The sequence below is a fragment of the Collinsella sp. CLA-AA-H302 genome, from assembly GCF_040093305.1.
GTDB lineage: Bacteria > Actinomycetota > Coriobacteriia > Coriobacteriales > Coriobacteriaceae > Collinsella.
In genome coordinates, this window is the sequence record NZ_JBBNJW010000001.1 from 215,195 (window position 1) to 231,429 (window position 16,235).

Consider the following 16,235-nt stretch of genomic DNA (forward strand, 5'->3'; position numbering starts at 1 on the left):
AAGCTTCAATCTAGCCACCCCTTTTGAGCCGTTACGCGTCCGAGCGATGGCGACGCAGCAGCTCGAGCCCCAGCGCGACAAGCGCAGCGGCGCCTGCAGCGACGACGACGGCCAATGGCGCACGATCGCCCGTGTCGGCGAGCTGCTGAGCGCTCGACTTGGAAGATTCCTTCTTGCCGGAGTTTTCCGCGCCCGATGCCTTTGCCTTATCAGCTGCGGAGTCATCCGAACTACCGGGTTTTGTCGGATCCTTTAAATCCGGCTGGTCGGAATCGGGCGTTCCGGGCTTTTCCGGCTCCGGCTTACTCGGGTTGTCGGGCTCAGGCTTATCCGGGTTATCCGGGTCCGGCTTGTCCGGCTGATCAGGCTCCGGTTTGCCGGGCTCGGGCCTGCCCGGGTCAGGCTGGTCGGGCTCGGGCTTGTCCGGCTGGTCCGGGTCCGGCTTGTCCGGATCGGGTCCATCGGGCTTGTCCGGATCGGGAACCACCGGGTCCGGGCCGATAGGCTCCTGCTTCTTCTTCACCGTCAGCGTACCGGGCTCGACCGTGACATCAAAGTTCGGGTCGGTGACCGTCGCCCCGATCTGGTACTCGCCCGCCGGTGAGCTTTCGTCGGCGTCGCAGGAGTACTCGACCTTCACGCCCGAGGTATCGGCTGAGCTCTCAAGGCTCGAGGTAAACGAGGGGTTCGCCTCTCCCTCGAAGCGTTCAACATCGTCGACCTTCACCTTGAGCTTCGCCGGTGAAATCTTGAACTTGCGCGAGGCGGCGCCGATATACCCGTCGCTTCGCAGCATGGCAACGGCGCGATACGTGCCGGCATCGGTCGGGGCCTCACTCGACGAATAGTGCGTGCCGCCCGTCCCGTAGTACCTGACCCTCAGGTCACCTTCGCAGGCCTTGGGAACCCCCGTGACCTTGGGCGCTTGAGCATCACCGCTATAGACGAAGTTACCGCCCTCAAATGCAAGCTCGACCCGCTTCGCCTGAACGACCAGAACGAAGTGCGCGGTCACGATCTTGCCCTGAGCATCCTTGCACGTGATGTCAAAGGTAGACACTCCGGCCTTGGACGGGGTGCCCGAGAGCGTCAGACCGCCCGCTGTGCGGGCAAGCTTAAACCCGTCGGGGAGCTTAGCGTCGTCCCACGTGTACTCATACGGAGCTTCGCCACCCGCGGCACCCGAAATCGTCGCGCGATACGTGCTATGCACACGTGCGACCGGCAGTAGACCGCCGTTGAACACAAGGGCATCGCGGGGCACAACGGAAACGACGGCACGATCGCTTTCCACCTGCGTCTCGGTACCAAGGTAGCGCTGAGTGACACAGCAGAAATACTCGCCGGCGCAATCCTCGTTGAGACCCTCGATGAGGAATGTCTCCCCCGTCTCGCCCTCGAGCGCCACGACCTCGCCGCCCACCATGTGGAACCATTGATAGGAAAGTTCGACATCGGCGGCAGAACCCGTGGTCGAGGACGCGTGGTCGAGGACGCCCTTGCCCGCCTCGGCAGCAACCGAGAGCACGACAGCATCGCTCTCGTGAGCGCTCGCATCCTGCGGCTGGGCGATCACCTTCGGAGCGTCCGCCTTCACGAACTCGAACGTGACCTCCTGCGACGCGGTGACGCCACTCAGCGTGACCTCGTACGCCCCGCCCTCATAGTCGGAGATATCGAGATCGATGGCCTTGTCCGAGCCGGCTTCCGTGACCGTCACCCGCTCGAGATAGCAGCCCTCGACGGGCGTCGCCGAGAGCGTCACGTCGCCGCCGGCATCAACGGTGACGGAAGCGTTGTCGACCGAACCGTTGACCGCCTCTGCCGTCACCTCAAAGCGCTCGGGCTTGTCCGGGTTATCGGGCTCGGGGTTATCAGGGTCGGGATTATCGGGATCCGGCTTGGGGCCCGGATCAGGATTATCAGGTTCAGGGTTAGGATCCGGGTCGGGGTTGGGATCCGGATCAGGCTGATCGGGGTCCGGATTGTCCGGGTCCGGAACCACCGGGCCGGAATCAACGGGCTCCTGTTTCTTTTTCACCGTCAGCGTTCCGGGCACGACCTCGACATCGAAGTTCGGGTCGGTGACCGTCGCGCCGATCCGGTACTTGCCAGCAGGAGAGCTCTCATCGGCATCGCAGGAGTACGCGACCTTCACACCCGAAGTGTCAACCGCACTCTCCAGGCTCGAGGTAAACGCTGGGTTCGCCTCTCCCTCGAAGCGCTCGGCGTCGTCGACCTTCACCTTGAGCTTTGCCGGAGCGATCTCGAACTCGCAGGCAGCGGCACCGATGTAGCCGTGGCTGCGCAGTGTGGCGACAGCGCGGTATGTGCCGGCATCAGTCGGGGCCTCCGTCGAGGAATATTGCGTGCTTCCGGTCCCGTAGTACTTAATCTTGAGATCGCCCTTACAGACCTTGGGCGCACCGGAAACTTCGGGCGCCTGCGACGCGCCATTAAAGGTATAGTCGCCATCCGTAAACGTAAGTATTACGTGCTTTGCCTGGACAACGAGCGCAAAGCGGGCGGTCATGGCCTCGCCACGGGCATCCGTGCACGTGATATCAAAGGCGGAAACGCCCGTCTTGGACGGGATGCCAGAGAGCGTCAGACCGCCCGGCGTACGGGAAAGCTTGAGCCCGTCGGGGAGCTTCGTCTCATCCCATGCGTACTCGTACGGAGCCTTGCCGCCCGCGGCCCCGGCAATCGTGGCGATGTACGTACTGTGGGCGCTCGCTGCCGGCAGCAGGTCGCCGTTAAACACAAGGGTGTCCCAGGCAACGACGGAGACGGAGGCGCAATCACTGTCCGTCTGCTTCTCAGTATCAAGGTAGCGTTGAGTGATGCGGCAGAAGTACTCGCCGGCCTGCTCGTCATCGAGGTCCGCGAGCGAGAGCGTCTCCCCCGTCTCGCCATCGAGCGCCACGGCCTTGCCATTCACCATGCGGAACCACTGGTAGGAAAGCTCAACCTCGGCAGCGCACCCCGTGGACGAGGTCGCGTGGTCGGCGACGTTCTTGCCTGCCTCGGCCGCAACCGAGAGCACAGCCGAATCGCCCTCATGGACGCTTACGTCCTGCGGCTGCGCAACCACACGCGGAGCGTCCGCCTTGACAAACTCGAACGTGACCTCCTGCGATGCGGTGACATCGCTCAGCGTGACCTCATACGCCCCGCCCTTGTAATCAGAAATGTCGAGGTCAACTGTCGCATCCGAGCCGGCCTGCACGACCGTCACGCGCTCGAGGTAGCAGCCCTCGTCGGGCGTCGCCGAGAGGGTTGCATCCCCGCCCTCAACAACCGAAACCAAAGCACTATCGACCGAACCGTTGACTGCCTTCGCCGTCACCTTGCAGTGCTCGGGCTTTTTCTTGACCGTCAGCGTGCCGGGGTCGACCGCGACATCAAAGTTCGGATCGGCGACCGCCGCGTCAATCTGGTACTCACCCGCCGGCGATTTCTTATTCGCCGAGCAGAAGTACGTAACCTTTACGTCCGAGGTGTCGCAACGGCTCACCAGGCTGGAGGTAAACTCGGGATTCTCCTGGCCCTCAAAGCGTTCGGCATCGTCGACCTTCACCAGCAGCTGAGCCGGCGCAACAGCAACCGTCAGTTCAACGTCTTCGGCAGCAAGATAGTTACGCGAGGCAGCGGCATGGGCGACAACACGTGCCGTACCGGCGGCCTTCACCGTCGCGCAGCGTCCCTTAATCGAAACCGGGCTCGCATCGTCATCGGAATCAACCAGATCAAAGCTCACGGGAGTCTGGGCAACGTTGTTAAACACAATGGGGTCTCCACCGTAAACACCCGAATAGCTCGTCGTTCCCGTAATGACTTGGCTTGCCTTTGCAATCGAGAAGTCGGCGGACTTTTTACCCTGATAGTTGGGGTCAGTCACCTTAACCGTGACGCGATAGTTGCCACTGTCACACGGCTCCAGCGCCGTCGGACCATAGGTGGTTCCATCTATACCGCGATAGGCAACGGAATAGGCAGACGCATCAAGGCCGGCAACCGCAACCGCCGCACCGTGTCGTGCGCCATCGTATGTCACATCAGACGTCTCGATCAGAATATCGACTGGGGCCTTCTCGATCGTGAAGTCACAGGAGGCATTACCGACATATCCCTTAGCGTCGAGCGTCGCCACCACACGATACGTGCCGGCATCCACCGGCGCCTGATCCGACGAGTAATGTGTGTCTCCCGTGCCAACATAGGTCAGTGTGATATCGCCCTCGCAACCCTCGGGCACGCCCGAAAGCTCCGGGGCCTGCGCCGTCGCGTTGTAGGTGAAGGTCTGGCCCTCAAATGCAAGCGGGGCTTTCTTCGCCTTCACGAGCAGTACAAAATGCGCTACGCGCTTATTACCCAGGTCATCGGTACACCTAATCTTGAAGCTATGCACACCCGTAGCCGCAGGCACGCCCGAGAGCACCAAGGCGCCCGATCCGTCATCTGCCAGCGTCAGCTGCATGCCCTCAGGAACCTCAACGTCAGCCAAGTTGTACGCATACGGCGCCTTGCCGCCCATAGCGCCGGCAATCTCTGCACGGTACTCATCATGAGCGGTCGCCACCGGCAGCACGCGCCCGTTAAACACAAGTGCTTCTCGGGGCACGATGGATACCTTCGCATGTTCGGTATCCGTCTTTGCCACCGTGCCCAGGTAGTTCTGCGTAATGCGGCAGAAGTACTCGCCTTCGCCGTCGCTGTCGAGCTGGGCGATCGAAAGAGTCTCCCCCGTCTCGCTCTTCAGCGCCACCGCCTTGCCGCCATCGTCAGACACGCGATACCACTGGTAGCTCAGCTTGACGTCTGCGGCGGATCCAGAAGACACAGCCGCATGGACGCGAACGTTGCGCCCCGCCTCGGCGGCAACCGAAAACTCAACCGGATCGCCCTCGTAAGCACTCGCATCCTGCGGCTGCGCAAGGACCTGTGGAGCCGCAGCCTTCGCGAATTCAAACGTGACCTGCTGCGGAGCACTCACGCCACTCAGTGTGACCTCGTACGCCCCACCCTTATAGTCAGAAATAACAAGGTCACAGGCATTGCCGGCCGGTCCGTCATCACCCGCCTCTTCGGCAACGGTCACGCGCGTCAGGTAGCAGCCCTCATCGGGCATCGCCGAAAGCGTCACCTTGCCATCCGTAGCGACCAAAGCAGACTCCGGATCAACCGATCCGTTGACCGCTCGGGCCGTCACCTTGTACTTGGGCGCCTCCGCAAAGCGTGCCTCGACGGTCATATCGTCCTCGGGCACAAACGTCCAGGAAGCATCCGTGCTCAGCGGTTCGTCGCCCAACGAACCATCTTCGTTACGCGTATACCACCCATCAAACACATACCCCGCATCGGGAACGGCAGTCAGGGTCATGGACTCACCGTTCTCGACTTCGTTGGTCACGGCATAGCCCAGCGACTCGTCCTCGGAGGAGCCCTCGACGTGTCCTCCCTGACGCGGATCAACCGCCGTAACCGTCATCGACGCCCGCTCGTAAACGGCCGTAAAAGTACGGTTGCCAAACACTACGCGGTTGATCACCGGCGTGGCGCCCACAGGCATGCCGTTCTCATCAACCCAGTATTTAAACTTCCAACCCTCGTGCGGCACGGTAAACATAATCGCCGCGGAGTGGTAGGAGCCGCCGGTACCAAGCGCAACCATGCTAAAGCCCGCGTCCTTGGGATACGTAGCGACCTGGACATCGCAGCCCGTCTCATAGAACACGGCCGTAAGCTGCCTATTCTCCTTTGCGGTACCGATATAGAACGAGCTGTAGCTCACCGTGACACCCGCATCGTCGACCCAATGCGAGAAGTGGTACTTCTTCCACGGGATCGCGATCGCCATAAACATGTCGCCCCTGTCGTAGGACCTGCTACCGGCAGGAATACCGTCGACCAGAAGGGCCGTACCGCGGAAGATGGACGACCCCGTGACGGTAATGGTCACTTGTCCATCGGATTCGAACTGCGCGTAGTACGCTATGTCCTGCGTGGCGGTCACATCGAGGGTCGTCGCGGTCTCGACAATCGAGGTACCCTCCTTATCGGTGCTCCAGCCCACAAAGCGATAGCCCATACCGGCAACAGCGGTCAGCTCCACTTGATCGCCCACGGCAAAGCTACCGCTGCCCGTAACACGGCAGCCCCTGTTCGATGCCTTGTCCTTCACCACGATCTCGCCCGTAACGGTCACCTCGTACGGATCGGCAAACACGGCCTGGAGCTCCAGCGTATCGTCCTCGAGCCCCTCGACCATATCCTTGTCGAGCTTAACCCAACAATGGGCGTCGCAGCTCAGCAGCGACTTGTTGCCCTCGGCATCCAGGACATACCAGCCGACAAAACGTTTGGTTCCCATAGGCGTAGCGTTGAGTTCGACCGTATCACCGAATTGATAGGAGCCCTCGCCGCTCAGGGTGCCCACGCCATCGTCACTTGCGCTCAAAACGACCTGATAGGACTTAGGCGTAAAGGTCGCCGTATAGGTGGCGTCACCCGTGACCTTAACGGTATAGTCGGCGTTCACGCTGACCGTCTCACCCTTATCGTCGATCCAGCCCGCAAACGAATATCCGGTGTTGGCGATCGCACGAAGCGTTGCGCGGTCGCCGGCCTCATAGCCACCAAAGCCGCTCACGGCTCCGCCCTCGGCAGGCGAAGCAACGGTATGCACGACATACGAACCCGACGCAAAGACGGCATAGAGCGACGTATCCTCACGCACGGTAAATCGATAGGTTTTCTTGGAGCTCACGCACGTGCCGTTACGGAACCAGCCCACAAAAGCCGTATCCTCGGCGGCGACCGCACGCACGGTTGCGACCTGTCCGGCGGCATACGCCCCCGCGCCCTCGACCGTGCCCATGCTCTCTTCGCACGAGACGTCCACCGTATATTGCTTTGCCGAGAACACGGCCTGGAGCGTCGTGTCGGACGTCGGCACCACGTGATAGGTGCCGTCACGGCTTACCACGGTGCCCGAAGCATCGGCCCAATACTCAAACGCATAGCCCGAAAGCGCATGCGCGGTCAGCATGGCGGCATGCCCCGCCTCGACGGTGCCTGTGCCCTCGACCCAGCCGGCGGCATTTGATTTGACCAGTGAACCGGTGCCGGAATCGACTACCGTCGTGGCGTCGACTTCATAGCTTTTTGCCATAAAGCGCGCGACGTGCACATGGCTGCGCTCCTGGTGGCAGGTGAACTCCGCATCGGCAGACTCAAACGTGCCGTCGGCCGTATACCAACCCGTAAAGACGTAACCGGGGTTGGGCGTCGCCTTCAGGGCAACCTCCGCGCCGCGGTCGGCAAGGATTCGGCTCGCCTTGACGGTGCCGCCCTCCGCGGGATCGGCGAGGGGCACGCAGACGGTATCGATAGGCACAAAGGCCGCGGTAATGACGCAGTGCCCGGTTTTGCCGCGAGCTTTGGCAACCAACGTGGTCTCGTGCTTAAGGCTCTTCAGGCGGCCATTGACGTACCAGCCCCAGAACAAAAAGCCAGGATGGGCCTTGGCCGTCAGATGAAGGGTCTCACCTAATTTGAACGTATCGGTCGTAGGCTTCACCACGGTCCCATTGCACGTCACGGTACCGCCGAGCCATGAATCGGCCGTGACCATAACCTCGGGCTTTGAGTCGGTAAAGATCGCGGTATAGGTATCGCTCTTGGTGACCTTAACGACCAGCTCGGCGGAGTCATACTCCTTACTGGAGCCATCCTTCCAATGGTCAAAGCGGTAGCCGTCGTTGGCCTTCGCTTTGAGCATCACCGTATCGCCGTAGCCGCAGGTAACAGAAGACGCGCCCGGATGCCCCTCGATCTCAACCGTACCGCGCTCCACAAAAGTCTTTTTTGCCTTCGCCGTCACGGTATACGTGTTTTCCTCAAACACCGCGCGCACCGTGCATTCCACGTCCTCGGGATAGAACTCGAGGTAGCTGGGGTCGGTGCCCAAAAGCAGGTCCGTCTTGGCGTCGTACCAGCCCTTAAAGGTAAATTGTTTGCTCGCCTCGGCCGTGAGCTCTATGCTCAGCGTGGCAGGCTCGCCCTTCATGCAGTAGCCCTCGCCGTGCACCAAATATTTGCCCGCCATGGCCGCGGCTGGCTCAACGACAACGTCCACCTTGCAGGCACGCGTAAACTTTGCCTGGATCACGCAGTCGGTAATGGGCTCAAAGGTATAGGAGCGCTCGCTCGACACCAGCGTCGACGTGGTATCCGAGCCGCCGTTGCTCAGATACCAACCGTCAAAGATATAACCCTCGGATGGGGTGGCCTCCGCGGTCAGGTGCTCGCCCTCGGGAACCTCGAGCACCATGCCGGCAGTCTCGCCGCGCTTCAGCGTAACGGTACCGCCCTCGAGCGGGTCGGCCTCGGCGCGCACAGTATGCGCATCCCTGCCGTCCATTACGGCCTCGATCCGGGCATTTCCGTTAACGCGGTATTCGCAAACTTCCTGTTTGTTGGCAATCGTGATGCCCTGCGCATCGGTCTCTCGCCACTCTACAAACCGGTACGTCTTCTCCGGATTGTCGGGGCGCACCTTGGGCCGCATCGTAAACGTGAGAATGTCCCCATCCTTCGCGCGAACCTTGCCATCCACGACCGGCACACCATCGCACAGCACCTCGGCGCTGTCGAAGGGATCGGTATTCACCAGGATGGTCTTATCCGCCTTACGGAAGCGTGCAACCAGATGGCGGTCGACCTCGGCCTTAAAGATATACGTACGCTCGGGCGAAACCTCGATGCCGTCCTCAAACCATCCCACAAAGGCATAGTCGGGACCCTCGCTCGCAGTGACCATAGCCTGATCGCCAGGGGTGATGCTCTGCTTTACGGGGCTTGCGGTGCAGCCTGTCGAAAAATCGGCCTGAATGCCATCGGCTTCGGCAACCGCAGTGACCTCGACTTTTTTCTCAAAGACGGCCGTCATTTTTACGACCTCGGGCGTCAGGTCCGTGATCGTCATCGTCTTGAGAGGAGATGTCGAGACCTCGACGCCGTTCTCTTTCCAACATACGAAGCGATAGCCGGGATTTGCGACAGCCTCGAGCGTGGCGACCGTCCCCTCATAGTGGATACCGCCGCCGGTAACGACGCCGCCCACCTCGGGCTGCGCGGTGGCAATAATTTCGATCTTATGGTCGCCATGGGGCTTGGGCTTCTTGTGGTCGTCGATGATGTCCTTAATCTCCTTGAGCACCTTGGTGCCCACAGCGGCAACATCCTCAATGTTGTCGGCCATGCCAATCTCAATCACCGCGTCGGCCGCGATGGGGTCGACAATCTCGCCCAAGCCATACATGGTAGCGAGAACGGCCGCAGCCGTAATCGCAGCGATGAGCGCGGCCTTCAGCGCCGCGAGTGACTCATCGGGGCCAGTCGCCTCGCGGAAATGCGCGGCGTACTGCACATCCCCCTCGAGCACAAACGTGTAGGACGGACCATCGTCGCCGGTAAAGACAACGTTGCCGAGGGCATCGGTCGCGTAGTCAAACACATAGCCGGGTAAAGGGACCGCTACGACCGTTACGCGTGACCCGATGCCGTACAGACCGGTGGAAAGGAACTGTCCGAGCGGCTGACCGTTCTCATCGACCCCGTCCACGCTCAGGACCACGCTCGCCTGAGGGGCACAGTAGCGCGGCGTAATCTCGATCTTGGAGTCGCTCTCATCCTCGGACTCAGTCGCGTCCGCCTCGTTCACCGTATAGGTAAAGTCGAGCTGATCGCTCACGGCGTAGGCGTCATCGCCCTCACCCAGATACCAGCCCAGGAACAGCGCGTTATCCGTTACGGCGGAAACCTCAACCGTCTCGCCGGTATTGCGATAGCAGTTTTGAGCGGTAACACTCAGGTGCGCATAGTCCTGTGACGAATCGGTAGCCTGCGCATTGTTGATGTGCACCGCATAGTCCTTGAGCTTAAAGCGAGCCTCCAGGGACAGGTCCTTATCCGGCGTAAACGTGTAGACTGTCTCTTTGGAGATGTACTTGCCGGACTCGGTGTCATACCAGCCCTTAAAGGTAAGGTTGTCGTTGAGCATCCCCAAAGCACCGGCATCGAGCGTGATCTCGGCGCCCGCATCGATCGTCATCGCGCCGGAAACATCGGGCAGCTCAACGCCGTCCATTAGCTTGCGTTCGCCTTTATCGATCGTTTGGGCATAGGAGATCTGGAACGACGTCGGCTCAGGCTTCTTAAGCTGTAGCGTGCCCTTTGTCTGGGTTTCAAAATGTGAATAGCCGTCGTCATACACGAGCTTTACGGACTGTCCGTCCATCGACTCATCGAAGACGTCACCGTCGCAGGGAGTCGCCGTAAGGTACTCGCCGAGCTCATCCTGTATGAGCGCCTCGTAGTTCCAAATCGATACCGTATGCGGGTAATCGAGCTCAACGCTCATGCCCTCGAGCGAAATGGTCTCCCCCGTCTCGTAGGTCATGTTGTTGGGGTCGCATGAGATCTCAACGTTCTCGAGCACCTTGCCCACCGGGACGGGCAGGCAGCCGTTGCACCTCTCCCAAACAGCTTTGGGATGCCCGTTAGCATACTTCGGAATCATCTTGGCAGGGACCATGACGGTCATGTTGTATTTGGGGAACGTGTCGGTGTTAATGAGCACCGCATGGTTGCACCCAAAGAACACGGTCTCGAGATTGGTACTGCCAAACGCCTTTTCCGGCAACTCCTCGATCTTGGAGTTATATGGCAGCGTCAGCCCGCCGCTCAAGTCGGTGCCGTAGAAGCAGGTGTGGCCAAGCGTTTGGACCGTTGTGTTGCTCTCGAGCCCTGTGGTGGCAAGGTTCGTGCAGAACCTGAACGCGCAAACGCCAATCGATGTAATGGAGGTATTCTTGTCCAGGCCGGTATCGGTCAGAGCCTTGCAGCCTTCGTAGGCTCTGTCGGGAATCGATGTGAGGCCGACAACCTTGTCGAGCCCCGTGGACACCAGCCCACAGTCGACAAACGCGGCTTCACCCATAGAGCCAATGGTGGCAACCTCGTTGATGTTCAAACTTGTAAGCGACTTGCAGCCATAGAATGCCTCTTTCCCGATGGTGCCGATGGTCATACCGGAAAGGCTGATATCGGTGAGATTCGGGCAGTTATAGAAGGCGTGCAATCCGATTTTAGAAATGGAGCTATTCTCAAAGCGCACTGAGCGCAGATTGGTAGAGTCGGCGCAGAGCTGTGCGTCGACTTCATCAACCCCGTAATCGACAATCAAATTCGTTACCATTCGACCGTCGACAGAGTTCTCGCGCGGGTTGTTTTCATCGATTTCTACCGTAAGATTTCCGTTTGCGTCGCACGGATACAGATAGTAGTTGGGCATGAGCTTGGCATACTCGTAGGCTGCCTGCTGCAGGTTGCCCTTGCTGTTCGTGACAAGGTGTGTGTAGCCGTCGTCATACACCAGCTGTATGGGTTCTCCGTCCATCGAGCCATCGAAGACGTCGCCGTCGCAGGGAGTCGCCGTAAGGTATTCGCCGAGTTCTTCCTTTATGAGGGCTTCGTAGTCGCTATCCATCGTCGAATGAGGATATTGAAACGTGACACTCATGCCCCTGAGCGAAATGGTGTCACCCTGCTGATAGGCCATCTTGTCGGGATCGCGCGAAATCTTTATTTTTTGGAGTACCTTACCTACGGGGACGGGCAGGCTGCCATTGCAACTCTCCCAAACCTCTTTGGGGCGGCCGCTTGCGTATTGCGAAACCATCTTGGCAGGGACCATGGCGGTCATGTATTGCTTGGGAAACGTGGTGGAATTAATGAGTACAACATGGTCGCACCCAAGGTACACGGTTTCGAGCTTAGAGCCATAGAACGCACGGCTCGGCAGTTCCTCGATTTTGGAATAAAGGGGCAGCGTCAGCCCGCCGCTCATATTGGTCCCGGAGAAGCAACCTTCGTAGAGCGTCTTGATCGTCGTATTGCTCTCAAGTCCGGTCGTCGCAAGGCGGGAGCAGTTTTTGAACGCATTAACGCCGATTGACGTGATGGATGTGTTCCCGCCCAGACCGGTATCGGTCAGAGCGCTACAGGCATTATAAGCGTTCTCAGGAATCGAACTGAGGCCAACGACCTTGTCGAGCCCCGTAGACCGCAGCCCGCTCCAGGCAAACGCGGCATCGCCCATCGTGCCGATGGTAGCAACGTCGTCAATATTTAGGCTCGTAAGCGATCCGCACCCAGAAAAGGCCCCTGTTCCGATACTTCCAATGGTCATACCGGAAAAGCTGATATCGGCGAGATTGGAGCACCCAGAAAAGGCGTGTAGTCCAATTGAAGAAATAAAGCTGTTCTCAAAACGCACCGAACGCAGATTGGAGGAATACTCACAAATATATCCGGGGACCCCATCCACTCCGTAATCAACGATCAGATTGGTTACCATTTTACCGTCGACAGAGCTCCCATACGGGTCGTCTCCATCGATCTCTACCGTAACGTTTCCGCTTGCATCACACGGATACACATGGCCGTTCGGCATAAGCTTGGCATACTCATAGACCGTTGGATCCTCATACACGAGGGGATCGACTTCGCTGTCATCGGACGAGGACTCTGACGTTGCAGGCGAGCTCTTAGCAGCATCGGAATCGGTCGCAGCACTTGTGAGGTCCTGCGCTAGGCTCGTCCCGGGGGCGTCGGATGCCGCGCTGGATGAGTCGTCCTGCGTATTATTCTCTTGGTCGGAAGACGTGGATGAAGCGCTTTCGTCCGAAGGTGATGATTCATCGACCGCATCGACATCAGCGTCAGAGCCCGAGTCGGTCTCTTGGGCCTCGCTCTCGAAGGCGACCGCCCCGGCATCATCGGCATAGGCCGTGCTGGGAGCAAGGGGTATCGAGGTCACGACCATCGCGACCGAAAGATAGACGACTAAAAACCTATAGAGGGCAGCAGTGATCCTGTTCATAGGAACCTTCCCGCAATTCGCAAAGATACAGAGTCCCAGTGTGGGCCATCATCTCACAATACCCTGTATAAGCGACAATGCGGGAAGGCTGCGCAAACGGTTTATCTAAGGGCGCAAATGGTTGGTCTAATCGCTGCTTAAATCGCGCAAAGCGTCAATCGCGGTGTCGACATCCTCGGCCGTGTTGAAGTAACCAAACGAGAAGCGAACCACGCCCTGGCGCTCGGTTCCCAGCGCGCGGTGCATGAGTGGGGCGCAATGGGCACCGGGGCGCGTCGCAATCCCCCACCCCTGCATGAGCGCGTCCGAGATCTCGGCAGAGTCGATATCACCCACGTTGAGTGAGACGATCGCCGAGCGTGCTGGCTGGTCGAAGGCACCGTAGAGTTTGATTTCCGGAATCTCACGAACACCGGCGAGAAAGCGATCGGCCAGGGCGCGTTCGTGAGTCGCAATCGCTTCAACTCCACCCTGTGCCTCGATAAAATCAAGGCCTGCGGAAAGGCCCGCTATGCCGTGACCGTTGAGCGTGCCCGCCTCGAGCCGCGTGGGCCACTCCATGGGCTGTAAGGCATCGAAGCTGTGCACACCCGTGCCGCCCATGGCCCAGGGCGCCACGTCGACGTCCTCCGCCACGGCCAGGCCACCGGTGCCCTGCGGGCCCATAAGCCCCTTATGTCCAGTAAAGCACACGACGTCGAGCCCCATGGCGCGCATATCGATATGCGCTGTGCCGGCAGACTGCGAGGCATCAACGATCACAAGCGCACCTGCCGCATGGGCGATGGCAGCCACACGCGAAACGTCGACCGCGTTGCCGGTCACATTGGAGGCGTGCGTCACCACCACGGCACGCGTACCAGGCGTGACCAACCGCTCGAGCTCGTCGTAGTCGAGCGCGCCGCTCGCGTCGCAGCCCGCATGCTCAACCGTCACACCCTGCTCCGTCGCCAAGCGATTGAGCGGACGCAGCACCGAATTGTGCTCAAGAACCGTCGTGACCACGCGGTCACCGGGACGCACCACCCCGTTGATGGCGGTGTTGAGCGCCGCCGTGGAGTTGGGCGTAAAGCACACATGGTCCGCCCTCGGGCAACCCAAAAGGCGCGCGAGCTTGGCACGGCAAGCGTGAATCGTACGAGCGGCATCGAGGGCACCCAACGTGGCGCCGCGCCCAGCATTGCCGAGCGAGCACATCGCCTGCGTCACGGCATCGATGACCGCCTGCGGCTTGTGCATGGTCGTCGCCGCGTTATCCAGATAGATCATCGCACGACCTCCCACATATCAATCACGGTAAAGCCCTCGGTGGGAACACCTGCTGCGACAAGCTCGGCGCGCAGCAGGCCCTCATCCGAAGGCAGCGCCTTCCACGCCAAGCCGCAGCCGGCAGCGACCTCTCCGGGCACGGGAATCGTTCGCCCGGGAAGACCGCGCTCGACGCACAGGGACTCACAACCCATGGCGGCCGCCGTGGTGGGAAACGTGATGACAAGCGCCGGGCGCTTCTCCCTCATGGCAACTCCAACCAATACGCTACGGACGCACGACGCGACCGGCCTGCTCCATCTTTTCGACGATCACGTACATGTTGGTGACCTCGCCCACCGCAAGCTGGTCTTTAATGCCATAGTGGTCGAGGCAGGTACCGCAGGTAAGAATCTCGACGCCCTGCTCGGCCAGGCCCTTCAGGTCATCGAGCACCGGCGAGCCCTCGACGGTGAGCTTGGCACCGCCGTTGTAGAACAGCATGGTCGCGGGCAGCTCCTCCTGCTGCGTCACGGCAAAGATGAAGGCCTTCATGAGCTTGTGGCCCAGCTCGTCGTCGCCGCGGCCCATGCAATCTGTGTAGACGGAAATGACGAGCTTGCCCTTGCCGGCGCTGGCGTCGCAGAAGGCAGCGCCATCCTGCTCGGGATCGGCCACGGCAACGGCGCCAGAGGTCGCCACGGTCACGTGCCACTCGGCGTCCGAGATCTTCTCGACCGAGGCCGTGCAGCCCTTCTCCTGCGCCATCTTGGAGATGTTCTTGACGGCGGTCTCGTTATCGACCGCGGTCACGACGGCACCCTCGCCATCGAGCTGCTTGAGTGCCTTAAGCGTCTTGACGACGGGCAGCGGGCAGGCATCACCCATGGCATTGACTTCAATTTTGGTAGACATAGCAAAATCCTTTCGAAAGAACCGTTCTAGAGAACGGTAAACAGTTACATAAACGTGCGGGCTAGCGAACAACGCGGACGGCGGGACCGCCCAGCACCGGCTCGCACACGCGCCCGACAACGGCGGCAACGCGCCCCTCGGCATGTAAACGACGCGCAAGCTCATCCACATCCGCCACGGGTGCCGCGATGAGCAAACCGCCCGAGGTCTGCGGATCGTACAGCGCATCCAACATGCCCGACTCCAGGTCCTCGTCGGCAGCCACACGCGGGCCAAAGAAGTCCTGATTGCGGTAGGAGCCCGCGGGGATAATGCCCAGACGCGCCATATCGAGCACCTGGTCAAAGAGCGGCACCGCCCCCGACGCAAGCTCAATCTGCACGCCCGAACCCTCGGCCATCTCGCACGCATGCCCGATCAGGCCAAAGCCCGTGACATCGGTGCAGCCGTGAAGCTCAAGTCCCTCGGCCAGACGAATCGGCGCCTCGTTGAGGGTGCGCATCGAGTCAAACATCGGGCTAGCCTCGTCCTGCTCGATGAGCTCGCCCTTAATGGCCGTGGTGATGATGCCCGAGCCGATCGCCTTGGTCAGCAGCAGGACATCGCCCACGCGCGCGCCGCTGTTGGCGAGCATGCGGTCGAGCGAGACAAAGCCGCTCACGGAAAGGCCGTACTTGGGCTCGTCGTCGTTGATGGTATGGCCGCCCGCGATAGAGCAACCGGCCTCGACGCACTTATCGGCACCGCCTGCCAAAATCTTGCCGGCAACCTCAACGCCCAGACAACTGGGTATGCAGAGCAAGTTCATGGCATGGCTCGGCCGCCCGCCCATGGCGTAGATGTCCGACAGCGAGTTGGCCGCGGCGATCTGGCCAAACAGGAACGGGTCGTCGACCATCGGCGGGAAGAAGTCGATGGACTGCACGAGCCCCAGGTTCTCCCCTACGCGGAAGACGCTCGCATCGTCGGAGGTATCGAACCCCACGAGCAGGTTGTCGTTATGCACATTGGGTAAATCGCCCAGGACCTGGGCGAGGGCTCCAGGAGCCAACTTAGCGGCTCAACCGCTCGCGGCAGTCATAGACGTGAGCTTAATCTGATCGTCAGGCATCGATACCTCCTC

The 16,235-nt window shown here is 60.4% G+C and carries 5 protein-coding genes; all 5 read right to left on the bottom strand.

Annotated elements, in window-relative coordinates; translation table 11 throughout:
• Window positions 1-31: 31 nt before the first annotated feature.
• The 5 genes from AAAV21_RS00900 to selD all read right to left on the bottom strand — a co-directional run bounded on the left by AAAV21_RS00900 (window position 32) and on the right by selD (window position 16,223).
• Window positions 32-12,949, bottom strand: coding sequence for a leucine-rich repeat protein (locus AAAV21_RS00900; RefSeq protein ID WP_349106760.1), 12,918 nt, complete (start codon window positions 12,947-12,949; stop codon window positions 32-34).
• A gap of 126 nt (window positions 12,950-13,075) precedes the next feature.
• Window positions 13,076-14,218 carry an aminotransferase class V-fold PLP-dependent enzyme gene (locus tag AAAV21_RS00905; protein ID WP_349106763.1) on the bottom strand — a complete coding sequence of 381 codons (1,143 nt, stop codon included), beginning with the start codon at window positions 14,216-14,218 and terminating at the stop codon, window positions 13,076-13,078.
• Entirely contained in the window at window positions 14,215-14,466 is a 252-nt protein-coding gene (locus tag AAAV21_RS00910) for a DUF3343 domain-containing protein (RefSeq protein WP_349106766.1), read from the bottom strand. The genes AAAV21_RS00905 and AAAV21_RS00910 overlap by 4 nt, the downstream gene beginning before the upstream one ends.
• A gap of 19 nt (window positions 14,467-14,485) precedes the next feature.
• Window positions 14,486-15,112 (bottom strand): sulfurtransferase-like selenium metabolism protein YedF, encoded by a 627-nt coding sequence (yedF, locus tag AAAV21_RS00915; RefSeq protein ID WP_349106769.1) that lies wholly within the window; start codon window positions 15,110-15,112, stop codon window positions 14,486-14,488.
• A 61-nt stretch (window positions 15,113-15,173) separates the two neighbouring features.
• Window positions 15,174-16,223, bottom strand: coding sequence for a selenide, water dikinase SelD (gene selD, locus AAAV21_RS00920; RefSeq protein ID WP_349106772.1), 1,050 nt, complete (start codon window positions 16,221-16,223; stop codon window positions 15,174-15,176).
• Window positions 16,224-16,235: the final 12 nt, after the last annotated feature.

What these genes read in the sequence shown, in the direction of transcription:
- AAAV21_RS00900 (WP_349106760.1), bottom strand. Translation starts at nt 12,949, where the DNA reads ATGAACAGGATCACTGCTGCCCTCTATAGGTTTTTAGTCGTCTATCTT.
- AAAV21_RS00905 (WP_349106763.1), bottom strand. Translation starts at nt 14,218, where the DNA reads ATGATCTATCTGGATAACGCGGCGACGACCATGCACAAGCCGCAGGCG.
- AAAV21_RS00910 (WP_349106766.1), bottom strand. Translation starts at nt 14,466, where the DNA reads ATGAGGGAGAAGCGCCCGGCGCTTGTCATCACGTTTCCCACCACGGCG.
- yedF (WP_349106769.1), bottom strand. Translation starts at nt 15,112, where the DNA reads ATGTCTACCAAAATTGAAGTCAATGCCATGGGTGATGCCTGCCCGCTG.